This is a genomic window from Mycobacterium sp. Soil_C_30, from assembly GCF_057656995.1.
The window spans coordinates 460,480-478,186 of the sequence record NZ_JBDGJH010000002.1; the positions used below are offsets into that span (position 1 = coordinate 460,480).

Sequence of the window (17,707 nt, forward strand, 5' to 3'; positions counted from 1 at the left end):
GTACACATGTCTGAATTCGATCTCGGCAGGCGCCCGGCCGGGCCGGCGTTCCTGGCCCCCGGCAGTGCCCCCGAACCTCCGCCACGGCCCGCAGCCCCGACGGTCCCGACCATCCCTGCTGTCCCGACACGGATCCAGGACGGGGCTCCCCGAACCGCGCCGCCGGTGCCGTCACCCCTTGCGGCACCGGCGGCGCCTCGCCGGTCGAAAACCGGCACCGCGCTGCTCGTCACCGCCTGTCTGCTGGCGGGCGGCAGCGCCGGCGCCGGTGCCGGGCTCTGGGCGGCCGCCGAGATGAACACCGGCCCGCAGATCCGGCAGAGCGCACCCGTCGCGGCCCCCGGGGGGCCCGCGCCGGACGCCCAGGTCGCCGCCCAGGCGCTGCTGCCCAGCGTGGTGCAGGTGGCAGCGGGTAACAGCCGCGGCTCGGGATTCGCCATCGACGACCAGGGCCGCATCATGACCAACAGTCACGTGGTCGAGGGGTACCAGCGAGTGCTGGTGCGGCTGTCCGACGGCCGTCGCGGCGCGGCCCGGGTGGTCGGCACGGACCCGCAGATGGATGTTGCGGTGCTGGAGATGGCCGGCGATCCGCCACCGCCGGCAGCGCTTGGGGTGAGCAACGGCCTGGCGATCGGGCAGCCGGTGATCGCCGCCGGCGCGCCGCTGGGCCTGGCCAGCACCGTCACCGCGGGCATCATCAGCGCTGTCGACCGGACCGCACGGCTGGGTTCGCAGCCCGAACAGCAGCTGCTGCAGACCGACGCGTCCATCAACCCGGGTAACTCGGGGGGACCGCTGGCCAACATGGCCGGTCAGGTGATCGGCATGAACACCGCGATCGCCACCGTCGGGGGAGCCGAAGCGGGCAACATCGGCATCGGGTTCGCGGTGCCCATCGACCGGGCGATCGAGGTGGCCAGGGAGATCATCGCCAACGGTTGAGCGGGTACCAAGTAGGCTTGGCCCGTGTTTGAATCCCTGTCCGATCGGCTCACCGGTGCGCTCACGGGCCTGCGCGGCAAGGGCCGGCTCACCGACGCCGACATCGACGCCACGGCCCGGGAGATCCGGCTCGCGCTGCTCGAAGCCGACGTCTCACTGCCCGTCGTCCGTGCGTTCATCAACCGGATCAAGGAACGCGCCAAGGGCGCGGAGGTCTCCGGTGCGCTGAATCCGGCCCAGCAGGTCGTCAAGATCGTCAACGAGGAGCTCATCGGCATCCTCGGCGGCGAGACCCGCCAGCTGCGGTTCGCCAAGACCCCGCCGACGGTCATCATGCTGGCCGGCCTGCAGGGCGCCGGTAAGACCACCCTGGCTGGCAAACTCGCCAAATGGCTTCGCGGACAAGGGCACACGCCGCTTCTGGTGGCCTGCGACCTACAACGCCCGGGCGCGGTCAACCAGCTCCAGATCGTCGGCCAGCGGGCCGGCGTGCAGGTGTTCGCCCCGCATCCGGGAACCGCTCCCAGCGCTCCCGAAACCGAGGGGTCGGGTCCCGGCGACCCGGTCAGCGTCGCCGCGGCCGGTCTGGCCGAGGCCAAGGCCAAGCACTTCGACGTGGTGATCGTCGACACCGCGGGCCGGCTCGGTATCGACGACGTCCTGATGGCCCAGGCCGCGGGGATCCGCGACGCCGTGCGGCCCGACGAGACGCTGTTCGTGCTCGACGCGATGATCGGCCAGGATGCCGTGGCCACCGCCGAGGCGTTCGGTTCCGGCGTCGGCTTCACCGGCGTCGTGCTGACCAAACTCGACGGTGACGCCCGCGGTGGTGCCGCGCTGTCGGTGCGGGAAGTCACCGGGGTACCGATCCTGTTCGCATCCACCGGCGAGAAGCTGGAGGACTTCGACGTCTTCCACCCCGACCGGATGGCCAGCCGGATCCTCGGTATGGGCGACGTGCTCTCGCTCATCGAACAGGCCGAGCAGGTGTTCGACGCGCAGCAGGCCGAGGACGCCGCCGCCAAGATCAGCTCCGGTGAGCTGACGCTGGAGGACTTCCTCGAGCAGATGCTGGCGATCCGCAAGATGGGCCCGATCGGCAACCTGCTGGGCATGCTGCCCGGCGCCGGGCAGATGAAGGACGCCCTGGCCGCCGTCGATGACAAGCAGCTCGACCGCCTGCAGGCCATCATCCGCGGCATGACGCCGGCCGAGCGCGACGATCCCAAGATCATCAACGCCTCCCGCCGGCTGCGCATCGCCAACGGTTCCGGTGTCACGGTGTCCGAGGTCAACCAACTCGTCGACCGCTTCTTCGAAGCCCGCAAGATGATGTCCCAGATGGCCGGCCAGATGGGAATGCCGTTCGGCCGCAAGGGAAACAATCGCAAGAGCGCCAAGGGCAAGAAGGGCAAGGGCAAGAGCAAGGGCAGGGGACCGACGCCGCCGAAGGCGCGTAACCCGCTCGGCGCCGGCCTGCCCGGTGGCTTCCCCGATCTGTCGTCGATGCCCAAGGGCCTTGACGAACTGCCGCCCGGGCTGGCCGATTTCGACCTCTCCAAGCTGAAGTTCCCGGGACAGAAGTAAACGTGCGGCTGCACCTGCGGGGTACGTCGCTGCCCGACGGCGAACCGGTGCAGTGGTGGGTGGTCGACGGAACGCTCTCCGCGGAACCGGTTTCCGGTGCCGAGACCATCTTCGACGGGGGCTGGATCATCCCCGGATTGGTCGACGCCCACTGCCATGTCGGGCTGGGGCCCGGTGGACCCACCACGCATGACGAGGCGATCTCGCAGGCCGAGACCGAGCGCGAGGCCGGCGCACTGCTGCTGCGCGACGCGGGCTCACCGATCGACACCCGCGCCCTCGACGATCGCGAGGACCTGCCGCGAATCATCCGCGCGGGCAAGCACATCGCCAAACCCAAGCGCTATATCCCCGGTCTGCCGATCGACATCGAGGACGAAGCGCAACTTCCGGACGTGGTGGCCTCACAGGCGCGCTTCGGCGACGGCTGGGTGAAACTGGTCGGCGACTGGATCGACCGCGGGGTCGGTGATCTGGCCCCCTTGTGGTCCGACGAGATCCTCAAGGCCGCCATCGACGTCGCCCACGCCGAAGGGGCCCGCGTCACCGCCCACGTGTTCGGTGAGGACGCGCTACCGGGGCTGATCAACGCGGGGATCGACTGTATCGAGCACGGTACCGGGGTCACCGAGGACATCATCGAACTGATGCTCGAGCACGGCACCGCGCTGGTGCCGACGCTGATCAACATCGAGAATTTCCCGAACATCGCTGCGGCGGCGGCCAAGTACCCGACCTACGCGCGGCACATGAACGATCTCTACGCCAGCTGTGGCGAGCGGGTGGCTGCCGCTCGCGAGGCGGGCGTCCCGATCTATGCCGGCACCGATGCCGGCGGCATGGTGGCTCACGGCCGGATCGCCGATGAGGTGGAGGCGCTCAAGGGCATCGGGATGACGGCCACCGAGGCGCTCGGTGCGGCGTCGTGGACGGCGCGGGACTGGCTGGGCCGGCCCGGGCTGGAGCACGGCGCCCCGGCAGATCTGGTGTGCTACACCGAAGATCCGCGCAGCAGCGCCACCATACTCAGTGCGCCCGACGTGGTGATCCTGCGCGGCCGGGTGTTCTAGCCAGGCTGGCTGAAACCCCAGTCCAGCAGGCCCATCGCCTGGCCGTACAGGTCGCCGCTGCCCTTCATCTGCACCACCACCAGTCGCCGATCGCCTCGTTGGGCGGCACCCACATAGGTCTTGCCTGCCAGGTTGGTGAAACCGGTCTTGCCGCCCAGGGCTCCCGGGTAGCGTTCCAGCAGCTCGTTCTGGTTGTGGATGGTCTTGTAGCCGGTGCGATCGGGGAACTGCGCCGAGGGCGCCCGCATGATCTGGGCCAGCAGGGGATAGCTCAGCGCGGCGCGGAAGATGACACCGAGATCGCGTGGAGTGGTCAGCGATTCCCAGCCGGGTCCGTCGAGTCCTGACGGTGACAGCGCCCTGGTGCTCTGTGCACCAAGCGATTTCGCTTTGGCATTCATCCGCATGATGGCGGGGCGGTAGCCACCCAGCATGTCGCCGAGCAGATTGGCGGCGTCGTTACCCGACACCATCAGGATGGCGGCGAGCAGTTGCGTGGTGGTGTACACCTGACCGGGCACCAGGCCCACGCACGAACATTCCACCTGGGTGTGCACGGGTGCGGCCCGCACCGCCGCGTTCGGGTTCAGATGGTCCAGGACGGTCATCGCCAACAAGACCTTGATGGTGCTGGCGGGCGCGGAGACCGCGGTCGGGTTCTTGCCGGCCAGGATCGCGCCGGTGTCCATGTCGGCGACCATCCAGGCCTGCGCCGGACCGTCAGGGGCGGTGACCGCTCCCGCGGGCGCCACCTCCGGGGCGGCGGCAGCCGGTTTGGCGACCAGCACCGACGCGGTGAAGGTCAACAGGCTCAGAATCACCGCGAGCGGACTGAGGGGCACGACCGCCGAGCGTAACCACTTTGCGCCCGGTGGTGATCTCGAAACGGTTGCGAATCAGCAACTTCCGGTTCAGAGGATGCCGATGTTGGCGCCGTTGTTCTGCGCGAAGCCCCAATCCAGCAGGGCACCGGCCTGATCCCAGTAGGTGGGGCCGCCCTCGACGACGAGCCCGTACATCATCGCGATCACCAAGCGGCGTCCATTACGGGATGCGGCGGCCACATACGTCTTTCGTGCCAGATCGGTGAAACCGGTTTTCCCGCCCAGGGTTCCGGGATACCGGTGCAGCAGCTCGTTCTGGTTCACCAGCACCCGGTCGCCGGTCTTGCTCGGAAACACCGCCGTGGGCTGCGCGACGATCTGCGCGAACACCGGATTGGCCATCGCCGAGCGAAAGATCACCGCCAGGTCATGCGGGGTGGACCAGATGTTGATACCGGGGCCGTCGATGCCCGAGGGTGAGCCGGCGCTGGTGCCGTGTGCGCCCAGCATCGAGGCTTTGGCGTTCATCTTGGCCACCGCGGCCCCGCTGCCACCGACCATGCGCGCCAACGTGTTCGCCGCGTCATTGCCGGAGACCAGCAGCAGGCCCTCCAGGAGCTGGCGGGCGGTGTAGGTGTGGCCGGGCAGTACACCGGCGCAGTTGCACTCGACCAAGGTGTCGGCGTCCTCGGCGACGATCGTCGCATCCAGTGGCACCTCGTCGAGGATCACCTGCGCCAGCAGCGTCTTGATGGTGCTCGCCGGGGCGTAGGTGTTGTTCTGGTTGCGACCGGCGAGCACCTGCCCGGTGTCCATGTCGGCGATGATCCAGGCCTGGGCCGGTCCACCGGGCACGGGCACCGAACCGACGGGTTGAGCGGCGGTGATCTCGCCCGCGGGCTCGGCGTCCGCGGACGGCGCGAAGGCCACCAGGGCGAGGATCAACGCCAGACCCAGGGTGACCGACACACTCACCAACAGCTTGCGCATGAAGACGGAGCCTAACCCGAATCGCGGCCGGCTCAGAATTCTCCGCGTCAGTACACATCCCTGCCGTAGCGATGCTCTTTGGTGAGGTTGTTGACGTAGGCGTGGGCGGCGTCGGCGTCCATGTCGCCGGCGGACGCCACGATCTCGTGCAGTGTGTGATGAACGTCTTTGGCCATGCGCTTCTCGTCACCGCAGACGTAGAGATGTGCGCCGTCCTGCAACCAGGCGAACACCTCATCCGCCTGCGCCAGCATGTGGTGCTGGACGTAGCGCGCGGCGTCGGAGTCTCTGCTGAACGCCACGTCCAAGCGGCCGAGCACCGCTGAATCCAGGTACTCCTGCAGCTCCTGCTCATACAGGAAGTCGCTGGCCCGGCGGCGGTGCCCGAAGAACAGCCACGACCTTCCCGTGGCGCGGGTGGCGGCGCGTTCCTGCAGGAACGCCCGGAACGGCGCGATCCCGGTGCCGGGGCCGACCATGATGATCGGCACGTCGGCGGCGGGCAACCGGAAGTTGTTGTTGGGTTGCAGGTGGATGCGCACCTGCTGGGCGCGGTCGGCCAGGTGCCCTGTGGCGACGCCCGAGCGTTGACGCTCGCCGCGGTGGTAGCGCACGGTGGCCACGGTCAGATGCACCCGGTCGGGATGAGCGAGTGGGCTCGAGGCGATCGAGTAGTCGCGGTACTGCAGCGGCCGCAGCGTGGCGAGAACCTCGTCGGCGGTCAATGCGGCGAGGTCGAGGAGGTCCAGCAGATCGCGACCGAAGAGCCAGGTGTCCAGTGCCGTGTGGTCGTCGCCGCCCAGCGCCGCGGCGGCCTCGGCGTCCGGCGTCCGGGCGGCGACAAGTGCCTGCAGGGCGCGTGACGGGGTGCGTATCTCGAAGTGCTCGGCGAGCAGCGTGCCCAGCGGCAGGTCGTGACCGGGCACGGTGTCGGCGGCGTCGCGACCCAGCTTCGCCAGGAGCGCCTCGACCAGTTCCGGGTCGTTGACGGGATGGATTCCCAACGAGTCGCCGGCCTGGTAGGTCATTCCGCTGTCGGCGAGGTCGATTTCGTAGTGCCACACTTCGTCGTCGGAGCCGTCTCCGGTGAGCAGCCGTCGGGCGCTGAGCTGGGCGGGGAACGGGTTGGTGCGGTTCCACAACGGGTGGACACGGCGGTCGTCGGCGTCGGTGCTGATCGGCTCGCCCGAATCGTCCGCCGCGGCCGACAGGAGCGCGATGACATCGGTGGTCCATGCTGCGGCGTCGTCATCGAAGTCAACATCGCAGTCCACCCGGGTGATCAGCCGCGTCGCTCCCAGCTCGACGAGCCGCGCGTCGAGCAGCTTCCCGGCGTTGGCGAAGTCGATGTAGTACTTGTCGCCGAGACCCAGCACGGCGAAGGTCAGCTGCTCGAGTCGCGGTGCGCTGTCCGACTCGAGCATCTCCCAGAACAGCGAGGCGTTGTAGGGGAACTCGCCCTCGCCGTAGGTCGCCGTGATGGCGATGAAGTGGGTCGCGGTGGCCAGGTCTCGCGCGTCGACGGCGTTGAGTTCGACGGCGGTGACCGCGATCCCGACCGCTTCGGCGGCGGCGGTGAACAGCCCGGCGAGCTGCTCGGCTCCGCCGGTTTCGGAGCCGTATCCGACGGTCACAGAGAACGCGGGTTGCTCGGACAACACTCACACCCTTCAGTTAGGTAGACCTAAGTTAGGGCGACCTTACTGGGATTGCCGGGGAATCGGGTGCGTTCCTCTGGCGACTTTCGCTACCGAGAGTGTTGAATTGTGCGCATGCTCAGCCTCGAGGAGATCTCCGACCGCCTGGAGATCCAGCAGCTGCTGGTCGACTACTCGACAGCGATCGACACCCGGCGATTCGACGACCTCGACAACGTGTTCACCGAGGACGCGTACATCGACTACCGCGCCATGGGCGGTATCGACGGCCGATATCCGGAGGTCAAGGCGTGGCTGGCGGAAGTCCTGCCGAACTTCCCGGCGTACTCCCACATGCTGGGCAATCTGTCGATCACCTTCTCCGGTGACGCTGCGGCCTCCCGGGTGATCTGCTTCAACCCGATGGTGCTCGGTGGCGACCAGAAGCAGGTGCTGTTCTGCGGCCTCTGGTACGACGACGAATTCATCCGCACCCCCCAGGGATGGCGGTTGACCCGCCGCGTCGAGACCAAGTGTTTCGACAAGCTGGTGTAGGTCGAGAGCCTCCGGCCGACGATTTCTGTTGGGGGAGCCGACTCTGGCACAATGGTCGGCTGTCTGCCGTACGACCCAGGCTGTGCGGCGGTCACACACGTGAGGCAAAACCGGATCCGGGCAGCCTGCCCCGATCGCTGAATTGCAGCGTGGCATCTCAACAGGAGAGTTCTTTCCCCATGGCTGTGAAAATCAAGCTGACCCGTCTCGGCAAGATCCGCAATCCCCAGTACCGCATCACCGTCGCCGACGCGCGCACCCGCCGCGACGGTCGCTCCATCGAGGTCATCGGCCGCTACCACCCGAAGGAAGAGCCGAGCCTGATCGAGATCGATTCCGAGCGCGCGCAGTACTGGCTCGGCGTCGGCGCCCAGCCCACCGAACCGGTGCTGGCCCTGCTGAAGATCACCGGCGACTGGCAGAAGTTCAAGGGTCTGCCGGGTGCCGAGGGCACGCTGAAGCTCAAAGAGCCCAAGCCCAGCAAGCTGGATCTGTTCAACGCAGCGCTGGCCCAGGCCGATGGCGCTCCGTCCGGCGAGGCCATCACGCCCAAGAAGAAGAAGGCGCCCAAGGCTGACGAGGCTGCCGCCGAGGCGCCTGCCGAGACCGCCGAGACCGCCGCCGAATGAGTGCTGTCGTCGTCGACGCCGTGGAGCACCTGGTCCGCGGAATCGTCGACAACCCTGATGACGTCCGCGTCGACATGGTGACCAACCGCCGGGGCCGCACCGTCGAGGTGCACGTGCATCCCGACGATCTCGGCAAGGTCATCGGTCGCGGCGGTCGCACGGCCACTGCGCTGCGCACCCTGGTCGCCGGTATCGGAGGCCGTGGGATCCGCGTCGACGTGGTGGACACCGACCAGTAGGGCGCAGAAGCTCGTGGAGCTGGTCGTCGGTCGTATCGTCAAGGCGCACGGCATCACCGGTGAGGTGGTGGTCGAAGTGCGCACCGATGATCCCGGCGGCCGCTTCGCGCGCGGAAAGACCCTGCGCGGCAGGGCATCCCGTGGGGGAGCGCAGCGGGACTTCGTCGTCGACTCCGTGCGTGAGCACGGAGGGCGGCTGCTCGTGCGGTTGGCCGGCGTCGCCGATCGCGACGCCGCCGACGCGTTGCGTGGCACCCTGTTCCTCGTCGACTCCGACGACCTGCCGCCCATCAGCGAACCCGACGAGTATTACGACCATCAACTCGAGGGTCTTTCGGTGCGCACCGTGGACGGCGCCGGCGTCGGCACCGTCGCCGAGGTGTTGCACACCGCCGCGGGTGAACTCCTGTCGGTGAAAACCCCTGAGGGACGCGAGATACTGGTCCCCTTCGTCACCGCGATCGTGCCGAGGGTGTCGCTGACCGACGGCGTGATCGAGATAGATCCGCCCGACGGGCTGCTGGCCATCGAAGATCTTCCCTGAGGCGCCGTGCGGATAGACGTCATCACCATCTTCCCGGACTACCTGGCTCCGCTGCGGCAATCGCTGCCCGGGAAGGCCATCGAATCGGGCCGGATCGAACTCGGGGTCCACGACCTGCGGCGCTGGACCCACGACGTGCACAAGTCCGTGGACGACTCGCCCTACGGCGGTGGCCCCGGCATGGTGATGAAGGCCCCCATCTGGGGTGCTGCACTCGATGAGATCTGTTCCCCGGAAACGCTTCTCGTGGTTCCCACGCCGGCGGGCCGGCTGTTCACGCAGGAGACCGCGGCACGCTGGAGCGCTGAATCGCATCTGGTGTTCGCCTGCGGTCGCTACGAGGGCATCGACCAACGCGTCGCCGACGATGCGGCCCGGCGGATGCGGGTCGAAGAGGTGTCCATCGGTGATTACGTGCTCAACGGCGGGGAAGTGGCGACCCTGGTGATGCTGGAAGCCGTAATCCGGCTGCTACCGGATGTGATCGGCAATCCCAAGTCGCACCAAGAGGATTCACATTCCGACGGGCTCCTCGAAGGGCCCAGCTACACCCGCCCGCCGAGCTGGCGTGGGCTCGATGTGCCTGAAGTGCTGCTGTCCGGCGATCACGCCAGGGTGGCGCGGTGGCGCCGCGAAGCCGCCGAGGAGCGCACCCGACAACGGCGCCCGGACCTGCTCGGCTAGCTAGACGCTGCCGGCGGGGAACATAGATCGAACCGCCTGGGTGATGGTCTTCCGGGCCGCCTCGGCTCCCACCGGCTGCAAGGCGTAGATCACCATGATGTAGCGGCGGTCGAGGCCCAGGATGCCGGTGGACAGATGCATCCAGTCTGATCCGATGCAGCACATCCAACCCTGTTTGACCGCAACCCGTTCGGCGGGCAGCCCTTCGGGGATCCCGAAGCGTTGAGGGTAGATGCCGCCGGGCTGGGTGCCGTCGGGTGCGGTGGGTGTCGAGGCGGCGAGGTTGTTGACGATGATGCTGGCCCGTTCCGGGGGCAGACCACCCTTTCCGGCGAGCATCATGTCGTAGTACCGCACCAGATCCGCCGCCGAGGTGATGGTGTTGAACCACCGGCCGTTGCCCGGCGGGGAGGTGTCGGCCAAGCCGTAACGGGCGGTGACGCGGTTCACGATCGCACTGCCACCACCACGATTCCAGAAGACCTCGGCGGCGCTGTCATCCGACGAACGCAGCATGACATCGAGTGACTTGCGATCCTCGGGTGAGAGGTTCGGCTCGCGCAGCAGCAGATCGTCGGCGATGAACAGTTTGACCACCGACGCCGTGGCCCAGCCGGAGGTGCGTCCCGCGGACACCTGCTCGCGCGTCTCGCGGTCGAGGACCATGACGCCGATATCGGCGCCTTCCTCGGAGGCTGCGGCCACCGCCTGATCGGCGCGGGACTGTAGACCGTTGAACGATGGTGCGGACTGGACGGCCGGGCTGCCGGCCGCCTCGGCGGGAGCCTGCGGCGCCACCACCGACATCTGCGGGCCGGCCGGGCTGTCGTGACCGGGGGAGCCGTACACCCTGGCCTCGCAGGCCGAACAGCTGGCGACCAGAGCTGTACTGATGAGGGCCGTTGTCCCCTTCACCAGTAGTGACGCCCGCCGACGCATGCTTCTCCTCGATGCGGAAGGTTCTGTTGTGGGCGCCCCGGGGCCTGTATGACTGAAGCCCGCCCGTCAAACCAGAGTAATCGCATAGGCTCACCCAGGCGTGGATAGCCAGCCTCGTCATCGCCTCGCAGGAGGCTCGTTCAGGACACGATTTCATTGCGTGCGCCGCGTCTGGCACAATTGACAAGTTGTCTGCGCGGGCTCGAAGCATCGCCTGCAGCGACATAGACCGAAAGCCCGACCCATCGGCCAAGGATCCGTCTTGCACAGTGTGCGGGGCGCTGTCCGCGGCCGCGACCGCAAGGAAGAGTCACCGATGAACACGCTGGACTTCGTCGACCAGGCGTCGCTGCGCGACGACATCCCGGCCTTCGGCCCCGGCGACACCGTGAACGTGCACGTGAAGGTCATCGAGGGCACCAAGGAGCGCATCCAGGTTTTCAAGGGTGCCGTCATCCGTCGTCAGGGCGGTGGCATCCGTGAGACCTTCACCGTCCGCAAGGAGAGCTACGGCGTCGGCGTCGAGCGCACCTTCCCGGTGCACTCGCCCAACATCGACAAGGTCGAGGTGCTGACCCGCGGTGACGTCCGGCGCGCCAAGCTGTACTACCTGCGCGACCTCCGTGGCAAGAAGGCCAAGATCAAGGAAAAGCGCTGACCTTGCGCGCTCCTGAGCGCCGCATACTCCGGTCCCGGGTGACGCTGACTACGCTGATCCCGTGACCGAAACCGAAGACTCGGCCAACCCCGATCGGACTGACGAACAGACCGATCTCGCCGATGAGGTGGATCGCGCCGCCGACGACGAGAAGCCCAAGAAGAAGCACTCCGCTCTGCGCGAAGGTGCGATTCTGGTTGCCATCGCTCTCGTGCTCTATTACGTGATGCTGACGTTTGTGGCGCGGCCCTACCTGATCCCGTCGGAGTCCATGGAACCGACGCTGCATGGCTGTCCCGGCTGTGTGGGTGACCGGATCATGGTGGACAAGCTGAGTTATCGGTTCACCGATCCCGCACCCGGCGACGTCATCGTCTTCAAGGGACCCCCGTCCTGGAGTGTGGGATACAAGTCGATCCGCTCGGACAACCCGGCGATTCGCGCCGTGCAGAACGCGCTGTCCTTCGTCGGCTTCGTCCCCCCGGACGAAAACGATCTGGTGAAGCGCATCATCGCCGTCGGCGGCCAGACAGTGGAGTGCCGCGCCGACACCGGACTGACGGTGGACGGCCGAGCGCTCGACGAGCCCTACCTCGACCCGAACACCATGATGGCCGACCCGGCGGTGTACCCCTGCTTGGGTAACGAGTTCGGACCGGTGACCGTACCGGAGAACCGCCTCTGGGTCATGGGCGACAACCGCACCCACTCGGCCGATTCCCGCGCACACTGCACCAGTTCACCGGTGGATGCCCAGAAGGGCCTGATCTGCACGGGTGACCCGATGAACGGCACCATCCCGGTGGAGAACGTCATCGGCAAGGCGCGGTTCATCGCATGGCCGCCGTCGCGCTGGGGTGGTGTCACGACATTCGATCCCCAAACGGCGGCCGCCCCCGTACTAGGGGCCGAGTCCCGTCAAGGTGCCTGAGTGCCTGCTGCCTGGCCGCCGCGCACCGTGATCCGCAAGTCAGCGGGTCTGCGCACCCTGGAATCTGCGCTGTATCGGGGTGGCCTGGGACCGGTGGCCGGGGTGGACGAAGTGGGCCGCGGTGCCTGTGCCGGTCCCTTGGTGGTGGCAGCCTGTGTGCTGGGACCCAACCGGTTGACCAGCTTGGCGCGTCTCGACGATTCCAAGAAGCTGAACGAAAAGGAGCGGGAGCGGCTTTTCCCGCTGATCAGGCGCTATGCCCTGGCCTATCACGTGGTGTTCATCCCGTCGACGGAGGTGGACCGGCGCGGAGTGCATGTCGCCAATATCGAAGGCATGCGCCGGGCCGTCGCCGGTCTGGCGCTGCGGCCCGGTTACGTGCTGTCCGATGGGTTCCGCGTGCCCGGCCTGCCGATGCCGTCGCTGCCGGTGATCTCCGGTGATGCCGCGGCGGCGTGTATCGCCGCGGCCAGCGTGCTGGCCAAGGTGAGCCGGGATCGGCTGATGGTGAAGATGGACACCGAGCACCCGGGGTACGGTTTCGCCGAGCACAAGGGATACAGCACGGCCGCCCACAGCACCGCCCTCGCCGAACTGGGGCCGTGCGCGCAGCACCGGCGCTCGTTCATCAACGTGCGCCGGGTGGCGGGTATGCAGGTGGCCGAGCTTGCCGACGTGGACGCTGTGCTGGAACAGCGCACCGACTTCGGGTAGGACAAGATGAGGGGACTGACCGACATGAAGGACAGCTGGACCGATGAGCGCTGAGGATCTCGAGAAGTACGAGACCGAGATGGAGCTCTCGCTGTACCGCGAATACAAGGACATCGTCGGCCAGTTCAGCTACGTCGTGGAGACCGAGCGTCGGTTCTACCTGGCCAACAGCGTCGAACTGATCCCACGCAACTCCGACGGCGAGGTGTACTTCGAGTTGCGGCTGGCCGATGCCTGGGTGTGGGACATGTACCGCCCGGCACGTTTCGTCAAGCAGGTTCGGGTGATCACCTTCAAGGACGTCAACATCGAAGAGGTCGAAAAGCCCGAGCTGCGGCTGCCGGAGTAGGCGGCGACAACTCCGGCACCGGGGTGGGTCGACGTCGAAACCCGGGCGTGAATGAGCCGCAGGGGCCGTTGGTTCGTGGAACCGGAGGAGCCCCGGCAGACTCCGGATGTTCGTGCCGCCCTGTGGATGGTGTTCTGACTGTGGATAACTGGGGCCGCTGAGCGCGGATCCGGCAGTGTGCGGGTGCACGATGTCGGCGGACGGTCGCAGTCTGCGGGCATGACTATTCGGAATTCTCTGAGCCGGACCGAGCTGGGTGCCTTCGGTGAGCAGCTCGCGGTGGAGCACCTGCAGGCCGCCGGTCTGCAGGTGGTGAGCCGGAACTGGCGCTGCCGGTACGGCGAGCTGGACATCGTGGCTGCGGACATGTCGTCGAACACGGTGGTGTTCGTCGAGGTGAAGACGCGTTCGGGGGACGGTTTCGGCGGGGTGGCCGAGGCGGTGACGGCGGCCAAGGTGCGCCGGCTGCGTCGGTTGGCGTCGTTGTGGCTGGCCGGCCAGGACCGGCGCTGGGCGGGTGTGCGTATCGACGTGATCGGGGTTCGGGTGGGTCGGTCACCGCAGCCGGAACTCAGCCATGTGGTCGGGGTGGGGTGATGGCGCTGGGGCGGGCGTTCTCCATGGCGGTGCGCGGGCTGGCCGGTGAGACGGTGGAGATCGAGGCGGATATCAACTCCGGCCTGCCGGGAGTTCACCTGGTAGGGCTGCCGGATGCGGCGGTGCAGGAATCGCGAGATCGGGTGCGTTCGGCGATCACCAACAGTGGTGGGAATTGGCCGATGTCGCGGTTGACGTTGGCGTTGTCGCCGGCCACGTTGCCGAAGATGGGATCGGTGTACGACGTGGCGCTGGCTGCGGCGGTGATGTCGGCCGAGAGTGGGAAGCCGTGGCACCGACTCGAAAAGTGTGTGCTGCTGGGTGAATTGGCACTCGATGGCCGGGTGCGTCCGGTGCGCGGGGTGTTGCCGGCGCTGTTGGCGGCGCAGCGGGACGGCTGGAAGGCGGCGGTGGTGCCGGTGGACAACCTGGCCGAGGCCAGTCTGGTGGACGGTATCGAGGTCTACGGAGTCAGCAGCCTGAGGCAGTTCACCGCGTGGCTGGAGGGCGGTCAGCTGCCCGGCCGGGTCCCGGTGGCGGCGCCGGCGGTGGAGTCCGCGGCGGATCTGGCCGATGTGGTGGGGCAGACGCAGGCGCGGTTCGCGGTGGAGGTCGCCGCAGCCGGGGCGCATCACCTGATGCTGACCGGCCCGCCGGGGGTGGGCAAGACGATGCTGGCGCAACGGCTTCCGGGGCTGTTGCCGGCGTTGAGCGAGTCGGAGTCGCTGGAGGTGACGGCCATTCATTCGGTGGCTGGGGTGTTGTCGGAGTCGACGCCGCTGATCACCCGGCCGCCGTTTGTGGCGCCGCACCACACCTCGAGTGTCGCGTCGCTGGTCGGTGGGGGATCCGGGATGGCGCGCCCGGGGGCCATCAGCCGGGCTCACCGCGGCGTCCTGTTCCTCGACGAATGCGCCGAGATCGGTGTGAGTGTGCTGGAGGCATTGCGAACCCCGCTGGAAGACGGCGAAATTCGCCTGGCTCGTCGTGACGGTGTGGCGCACTACCCGGCCCGGTTCCAGCTTGTCCTGGCCGCCAATCCGTGCCCGTGCGCGCCGGCGGATCCGCGGGACTGCCTGTGTGCTCCCGCGAACAAGCGGCGCTACCTCGGCAAGCTGTCCGGCCCACTGATGGACCGGGTGGATCTTCGGGTCGAACTGCAACCGGTACGCACCACGGCCTTCAACGTCGAAGACAGTGAACCCACCGCCGTTGTGCGGGAACGGGTCGCGGCGGCCAGGGCAGCGGCTACCGCGCGTTGGAGATCCCACGGGATCCGAACCAATGCCGAGGTCAGCGGCGTGCTGCTGCGCAGAGGGCGCTACCGGCCGTCGAAATCGGTCATGGAGCCACTGGCCTCGGCGCTGGACCGTGGCCTGTTGAGCATCCGGGGCGTCGATCGCTGTTTGAGAGTCGCCTGGACCCTCGCCGATCTGGGCGGCCGAGCGATGCCGAACCTGGCCGATGTGGGAATGGCGTTGAGCTTTCGCCAGCCGGGGGCTGCGCGATGAGCGAGGACCGCACCGCGTTACTGGCCTGGGCGTATCTGTCCCGGGTGGCCGAGCCGCCGTGCCCACCGTTGGCCGCCCTGGTCACCGAAGTCGGCCCCGTCGAGGCGGCGGAACGAGTGCGCCGCGGACAGGTGGACGACGGGCTGCTCGGCCACGTGCGGGCCAGGCATGAGATCGACAGCGCCGCTGATGATCTGGAGATCCTGAAGCGTCGTGGTGGCCGATTGATCACCCCGGATGACGAGCAGTGGCCCGAGTGGGCGCTGCTGGCCTTCGATGGGCATCGTTCGGACGGCAAACGCAAGCCCGAGGACCACCCACCGCTGGTGTTGTGGGCCATCGGCCCGGAGCACCTGGCGGATCGTACCGACCGTGCGGTGGCCATGGTCGGCACGCGGGCGTGCACCACCTACGGCGAGCAGGTGACTGCCGATCTGGTGGCCGGACTCGTCGACAGTGACGTCGCGGTGATCTCCGGTGGCGCGTTCGGTATCGACGGCGCCGCGCACCGGGCGGCGTTGGCGTGCGAGGGGGTTACGGTCGCGGTGCTCGCCGGTGGTATCGATGTGCCGTACCCGGCGGGGCACTCGGCGCTGCTGCACCGCATCGCCGGCAGCGGCCTGCTGCTCAGCGAGTACCCACCGGGCGTGCGGCCGGCGCGCTATCGCTTCCTGACGCGAAACAGGCTGGTGGCCGCGCTGTCTGGCGCTACGGTTGTCGTGGAGGCCGGCCTGCGCAGCGGTGCCGCCAACACTGCGGCGTGGGCTCGGACGTTCGGGCGCACGGTGTGCGCGGTCCCCGGCCCGGTGACCTCAGCGGCGTCGGCGGGCTGTCACGAACTGCTTCGTCACCACCGGGAGACGGTGCTGGTGACGCGCGCCCAGGAGATCGTCGAGGTGATGGGTCGCATCGGTGAGCTGGCCGAGGAACCAGCACGGCCGGTCACCGCACTGGACGGCCTCGACCCGCTGCAGCAGCGGGTGTACGAGGCGCTGCCCAGGCGGGGTGCCCGGTCAGCCGAGGAGATCGCGGTCGCCGCCGGTGTGCCCGCGGTGCAGGTACTCGGTCAACTCGCACTGCTGGAGCTCGGCGGGCTACTGGAACGCCACGAGGGGAGGTGGCGGATCACGAAATCAACGACGATGGCAGGGTGACTCAGGGTGTGTTCGACTGCTGTTCGGCGGCCTGACGCGCTTCGCGCTCCTCGTGGATGCGGACCAGTTCGCGGAAGCCGATGCGGTTGTACTGAGGCACCGGCTGGATACCCCAGATGTCCTGAGCAGTGTCCTTGCCCTCGGCGCCCTCGGGCGGTCCGAGCGGGGGGTAGGGGTGTTTGCACTCCAGGGTGTCATCGGAGTAGCGGACCTTGAGGAGCTCACTGCACACCTCGGTGAGGCTCAATGTGGGGTAGCCGTACCACACCGCCATGAAGGGCAGGGTGAACGCGCCCTCGATCACCAATGCCACGAGGCACACCAGGACTGCTCGTTTGATGTACTTGTGCATCCGCGCGTAGTACGGGGTGGTCCCCGGCGGAAGAGCTTCGGACGCAGCGTCTTTGAGGGGTGATGAGGTGGTCATGGCGATGCTCCTTCAACGGATCAGTCGGTGAAGATCTCGCGATTCACCGTGTGCAGATAAGGGATTGCCAGGAAGGGGGTGATGTAGAAGATGTCGTAGAGCCACCACCCGATGACCGGGAACACCACACCGGCGTAGCGCACGTCGGCGAACATCGTCATGTTGAAGACGTACGCCGCCCAGATCACCACGCCCATCCAGCAGGTGACGATCATCCATTGGTGACCCCATCGGCGCATCTGCAGGAAGCCGATCGCTGCCGCGACGCGCATGGCGAAGACCGTGAAGATCAGCCCGGCGACGTAGGCTTTTTCGCCGGGGGCGGCCGCGCCACCCACCCACGCCTCGTTGTAATGCCAGAAGTACCCCGCGTCGAACATGTTGCCCCAGCCCACCATCAGCACACGGTTGATCAGGGTGTGGTTCGCCACCAGATCCAGTGCCCAGCCCAGACTGTTGAGCATCCCGTCGATCAACACCAGGTAGCCGATCAGGGTGACGATCATCGGACGCACCGACAGACCTGCGCGCAGCGCTTGGCGCTGCAACCACACACCTCGCATGAAGATGGGGAAGCCGATCAGGCCCGGTGCCCACATGCCCATCAGCGCGGCGCCGACGATCATCCACTTGTCCGCGCGGCGCTGGGCGGCACGCGATGCATCGTGGTGGTCATCGAGGGCCGCGGTGGCGACCGCGTGCCCGCTGTTGCCGGCGCCGGTG

At 67.7% G+C, this 17,707-nt stretch carries 21 protein-coding genes; 15 read left to right on the forward strand and 6 right to left on the reverse strand.

Annotation, left to right across the window (positions count from 1 at the left end; genetic code table 11):
- Window positions 1–6 precede the first annotated feature (6 nt).
- Genes AC3A6P_RS05150 through AC3A6P_RS05160 form a run of 3 tightly spaced genes read left to right on the forward strand, consistent with a single transcriptional unit; the run spans window position 7 to window position 3,602 of the window.
- Window positions 7–945, forward strand: coding sequence for a S1C family serine protease (locus AC3A6P_RS05150; protein ID WP_487689170.1), 939 nt, complete (start codon window positions 7–9; stop codon window positions 943–945).
- Between the two features lie 24 nt (window positions 946–969).
- Window positions 970–2,532 (forward strand): signal recognition particle protein, encoded by a 1,563-nt coding sequence (gene ffh / locus AC3A6P_RS05155; RefSeq protein ID WP_487689172.1) that lies wholly within the window; start codon window positions 970–972, stop codon window positions 2,530–2,532.
- A gap of 2 nt (window positions 2,533–2,534) precedes the next feature.
- The gene (locus AC3A6P_RS05160) at window positions 2,535–3,602 is read left to right on the forward strand and encodes an amidohydrolase family protein (protein ID WP_487689174.1); all 1,068 of its coding nucleotides are present in this window, start codon (window positions 2,535–2,537) and stop codon (window positions 3,600–3,602) included.
- Here AC3A6P_RS05160 and AC3A6P_RS05165 read toward each other — a convergent pair.
- From AC3A6P_RS05165 to AC3A6P_RS05175, 3 genes are all read right to left on the reverse strand, one after another.
- Entirely contained in the window at window positions 3,599–4,444 is an 846-nt protein-coding gene (locus AC3A6P_RS05165) for a D-alanyl-D-alanine carboxypeptidase family protein (RefSeq protein WP_487689176.1), read from the reverse strand. The genes AC3A6P_RS05160 and AC3A6P_RS05165 overlap by 4 nt on opposite strands.
- Window positions 4,445–4,513: 69 nt before the next feature.
- Window positions 4,514–5,416 carry a D-alanyl-D-alanine carboxypeptidase family protein gene (locus AC3A6P_RS05170; RefSeq protein WP_487689178.1) on the reverse strand — a complete coding sequence of 301 codons (903 nt, stop codon included), beginning with the start codon at window positions 5,414–5,416 and terminating at the stop codon, window positions 4,514–4,516.
- Between the two features lie 47 nt (window positions 5,417–5,463).
- Window positions 5,464–7,074, reverse strand: a complete 1,611-nt coding sequence (locus tag AC3A6P_RS05175) for a diflavin oxidoreductase (protein ID WP_487689180.1) — start codon at window positions 7,072–7,074, stop codon at window positions 5,464–5,466.
- Between the two features lie 114 nt (window positions 7,075–7,188).
- Between AC3A6P_RS05175 and AC3A6P_RS05180 the strand changes: the two genes are divergently transcribed.
- The 5 genes from AC3A6P_RS05180 (at window position 7,189) to trmD (ending at window position 9,704) form a co-directional block, all read left to right on the forward strand.
- Complete coding sequence (locus tag AC3A6P_RS05180; RefSeq protein WP_487689182.1) at window positions 7,189–7,608, forward strand: nuclear transport factor 2 family protein; 420 nt, start codon at window positions 7,189–7,191, stop codon at window positions 7,606–7,608.
- Between the two features lie 179 nt (window positions 7,609–7,787).
- Window positions 7,788–8,237 carry a 30S ribosomal protein S16 gene (gene rpsP, locus AC3A6P_RS05185; RefSeq protein WP_487689184.1) on the forward strand — a complete coding sequence of 150 codons (450 nt, stop codon included), beginning with the start codon at window positions 7,788–7,790 and terminating at the stop codon, window positions 8,235–8,237.
- Window positions 8,234–8,476 carry an RNA-binding protein gene (locus AC3A6P_RS05190; RefSeq protein WP_197380899.1) on the forward strand — a complete coding sequence of 81 codons (243 nt, stop codon included), beginning with the start codon at window positions 8,234–8,236 and terminating at the stop codon, window positions 8,474–8,476. The genes rpsP and AC3A6P_RS05190 overlap by 4 nt, the downstream gene beginning before the upstream one ends.
- 13 nt (window positions 8,477–8,489) lie before the next feature.
- Window positions 8,490–9,020, forward strand: a complete 531-nt coding sequence (gene rimM / locus AC3A6P_RS05195; RefSeq protein ID WP_487689186.1) for a ribosome maturation factor RimM — start codon at window positions 8,490–8,492, stop codon at window positions 9,018–9,020.
- A 6-nt stretch (window positions 9,021–9,026) separates the two neighbouring features.
- Complete coding sequence (gene trmD / locus AC3A6P_RS05200; protein ID WP_487689187.1) at window positions 9,027–9,704, forward strand: tRNA (guanosine(37)-N1)-methyltransferase TrmD; 678 nt, start codon at window positions 9,027–9,029, stop codon at window positions 9,702–9,704.
- Here the strand turns inward: trmD and AC3A6P_RS05205 are convergent, their stop codons facing one another.
- Window positions 9,705–10,643, reverse strand: coding sequence for a serine hydrolase (locus AC3A6P_RS05205; protein ID WP_487689189.1), 939 nt, complete (start codon window positions 10,641–10,643; stop codon window positions 9,705–9,707).
- Between the two features lie 316 nt (window positions 10,644–10,959).
- Between AC3A6P_RS05205 and rplS the strand changes: the two genes are divergently transcribed.
- The 7 genes from rplS to dprA all read left to right on the forward strand — a co-directional run bounded on the left by rplS (window position 10,960) and on the right by dprA (window position 16,557).
- Complete coding sequence (rplS, locus tag AC3A6P_RS05210) at window positions 10,960–11,301, forward strand: 50S ribosomal protein L19 (RefSeq protein WP_487689394.1); 342 nt, start codon at window positions 10,960–10,962, stop codon at window positions 11,299–11,301.
- A 61-nt stretch (window positions 11,302–11,362) separates the two neighbouring features.
- Entirely contained in the window at window positions 11,363–12,232 is an 870-nt protein-coding gene (gene lepB, locus AC3A6P_RS05215; RefSeq protein WP_487689191.1) for a signal peptidase I, read from the forward strand.
- A complete protein-coding gene (locus AC3A6P_RS05220; RefSeq protein WP_487689193.1) occupies window positions 12,233–12,946 on the forward strand; it encodes a ribonuclease HII in 714 nt (237 codons plus the stop codon).
- A gap of 43 nt (window positions 12,947–12,989) precedes the next feature.
- Window positions 12,990–13,295, forward strand: a complete 306-nt coding sequence (locus AC3A6P_RS05225; protein ID WP_019346355.1) for a DUF2469 domain-containing protein — start codon at window positions 12,990–12,992, stop codon at window positions 13,293–13,295.
- Window positions 13,296–13,514: 219 nt separating this feature from the next.
- Window positions 13,515–13,892, forward strand: a complete 378-nt coding sequence (locus tag AC3A6P_RS05230; protein ID WP_487689195.1) for a YraN family protein — start codon at window positions 13,515–13,517, stop codon at window positions 13,890–13,892.
- Window positions 13,892–15,403, forward strand: coding sequence for a YifB family Mg chelatase-like AAA ATPase (locus AC3A6P_RS05235; RefSeq protein WP_487689197.1), 1,512 nt, complete (start codon window positions 13,892–13,894; stop codon window positions 15,401–15,403). The genes AC3A6P_RS05230 and AC3A6P_RS05235 overlap by 1 nt, the downstream gene beginning before the upstream one ends.
- Entirely contained in the window at window positions 15,400–16,557 is a 1,158-nt protein-coding gene (dprA, locus tag AC3A6P_RS05240; protein WP_487689199.1) for a DNA-processing protein DprA, read from the forward strand. The genes AC3A6P_RS05235 and dprA overlap by 4 nt, the downstream gene beginning before the upstream one ends.
- A gap of 1 nt (window position 16,558) precedes the next feature.
- Here the strand turns inward: dprA and AC3A6P_RS05245 are convergent, their stop codons facing one another.
- A complete protein-coding gene (locus AC3A6P_RS05245; protein ID WP_487689201.1) occupies window positions 16,559–16,984 on the reverse strand; it encodes a hypothetical protein in 426 nt (141 codons plus the stop codon).
- Window positions 16,985–17,004: 20 nt separating this feature from the next.
- Entirely contained in the window at window positions 17,005–17,610 is a 606-nt protein-coding gene (locus AC3A6P_RS05250; protein WP_487689396.1) for a hypothetical protein, read from the reverse strand.
- Between the last annotated feature and the right edge of the window lie 97 nt (window positions 17,611–17,707).

Bases quoted from the DNA above. Each gene is read 5' to 3' on its own strand.
- AC3A6P_RS05150 (WP_487689170.1), top strand. From the start codon at position 7: ATGTCTGAATTCGATCTCGGCAGGCGCCCGGCCGGGCCGGCGTTCCTG.
- AC3A6P_RS05170 (WP_487689178.1), bottom strand. From the start codon at position 5,416: ATGCGCAAGCTGTTGGTGAGTGTGTCGGTCACCCTGGGTCTGGCGTTG.
- AC3A6P_RS05180 (WP_487689182.1), top strand. From the start codon at position 7,189: ATGCTCAGCCTCGAGGAGATCTCCGACCGCCTGGAGATCCAGCAGCTG.
- rpsP (WP_487689184.1), top strand. From the start codon at position 7,788: ATGGCTGTGAAAATCAAGCTGACCCGTCTCGGCAAGATCCGCAATCCC.
- AC3A6P_RS05190 (WP_197380899.1), top strand. From the start codon at position 8,234: ATGAGTGCTGTCGTCGTCGACGCCGTGGAGCACCTGGTCCGCGGAATC.
- AC3A6P_RS05205 (WP_487689189.1), bottom strand. From the start codon at position 10,643: ATGCGTCGGCGGGCGTCACTACTGGTGAAGGGGACAACGGCCCTCATC.
- rplS (WP_487689394.1), top strand. From the start codon at position 10,960: ATGAACACGCTGGACTTCGTCGACCAGGCGTCGCTGCGCGACGACATC.
- AC3A6P_RS05225 (WP_019346355.1), top strand. From the start codon at position 12,990: ATGAGCGCTGAGGATCTCGAGAAGTACGAGACCGAGATGGAGCTCTCG.
- AC3A6P_RS05230 (WP_487689195.1), top strand. From the start codon at position 13,515: ATGACTATTCGGAATTCTCTGAGCCGGACCGAGCTGGGTGCCTTCGGT.
- AC3A6P_RS05235 (WP_487689197.1), top strand. From the start codon at position 13,892: ATGGCGCTGGGGCGGGCGTTCTCCATGGCGGTGCGCGGGCTGGCCGGT.
- dprA (WP_487689199.1), top strand. From the start codon at position 15,400: ATGAGCGAGGACCGCACCGCGTTACTGGCCTGGGCGTATCTGTCCCGG.
- AC3A6P_RS05245 (WP_487689201.1), bottom strand. From the start codon at position 16,984: ATGACCACCTCATCACCCCTCAAAGACGCTGCGTCCGAAGCTCTTCCG.
- AC3A6P_RS05250 (WP_487689396.1), bottom strand. From the start codon at position 17,610: ATGATCGTCGGCGCCGCGCTGATGGGCATGTGGGCACCGGGCCTGATC.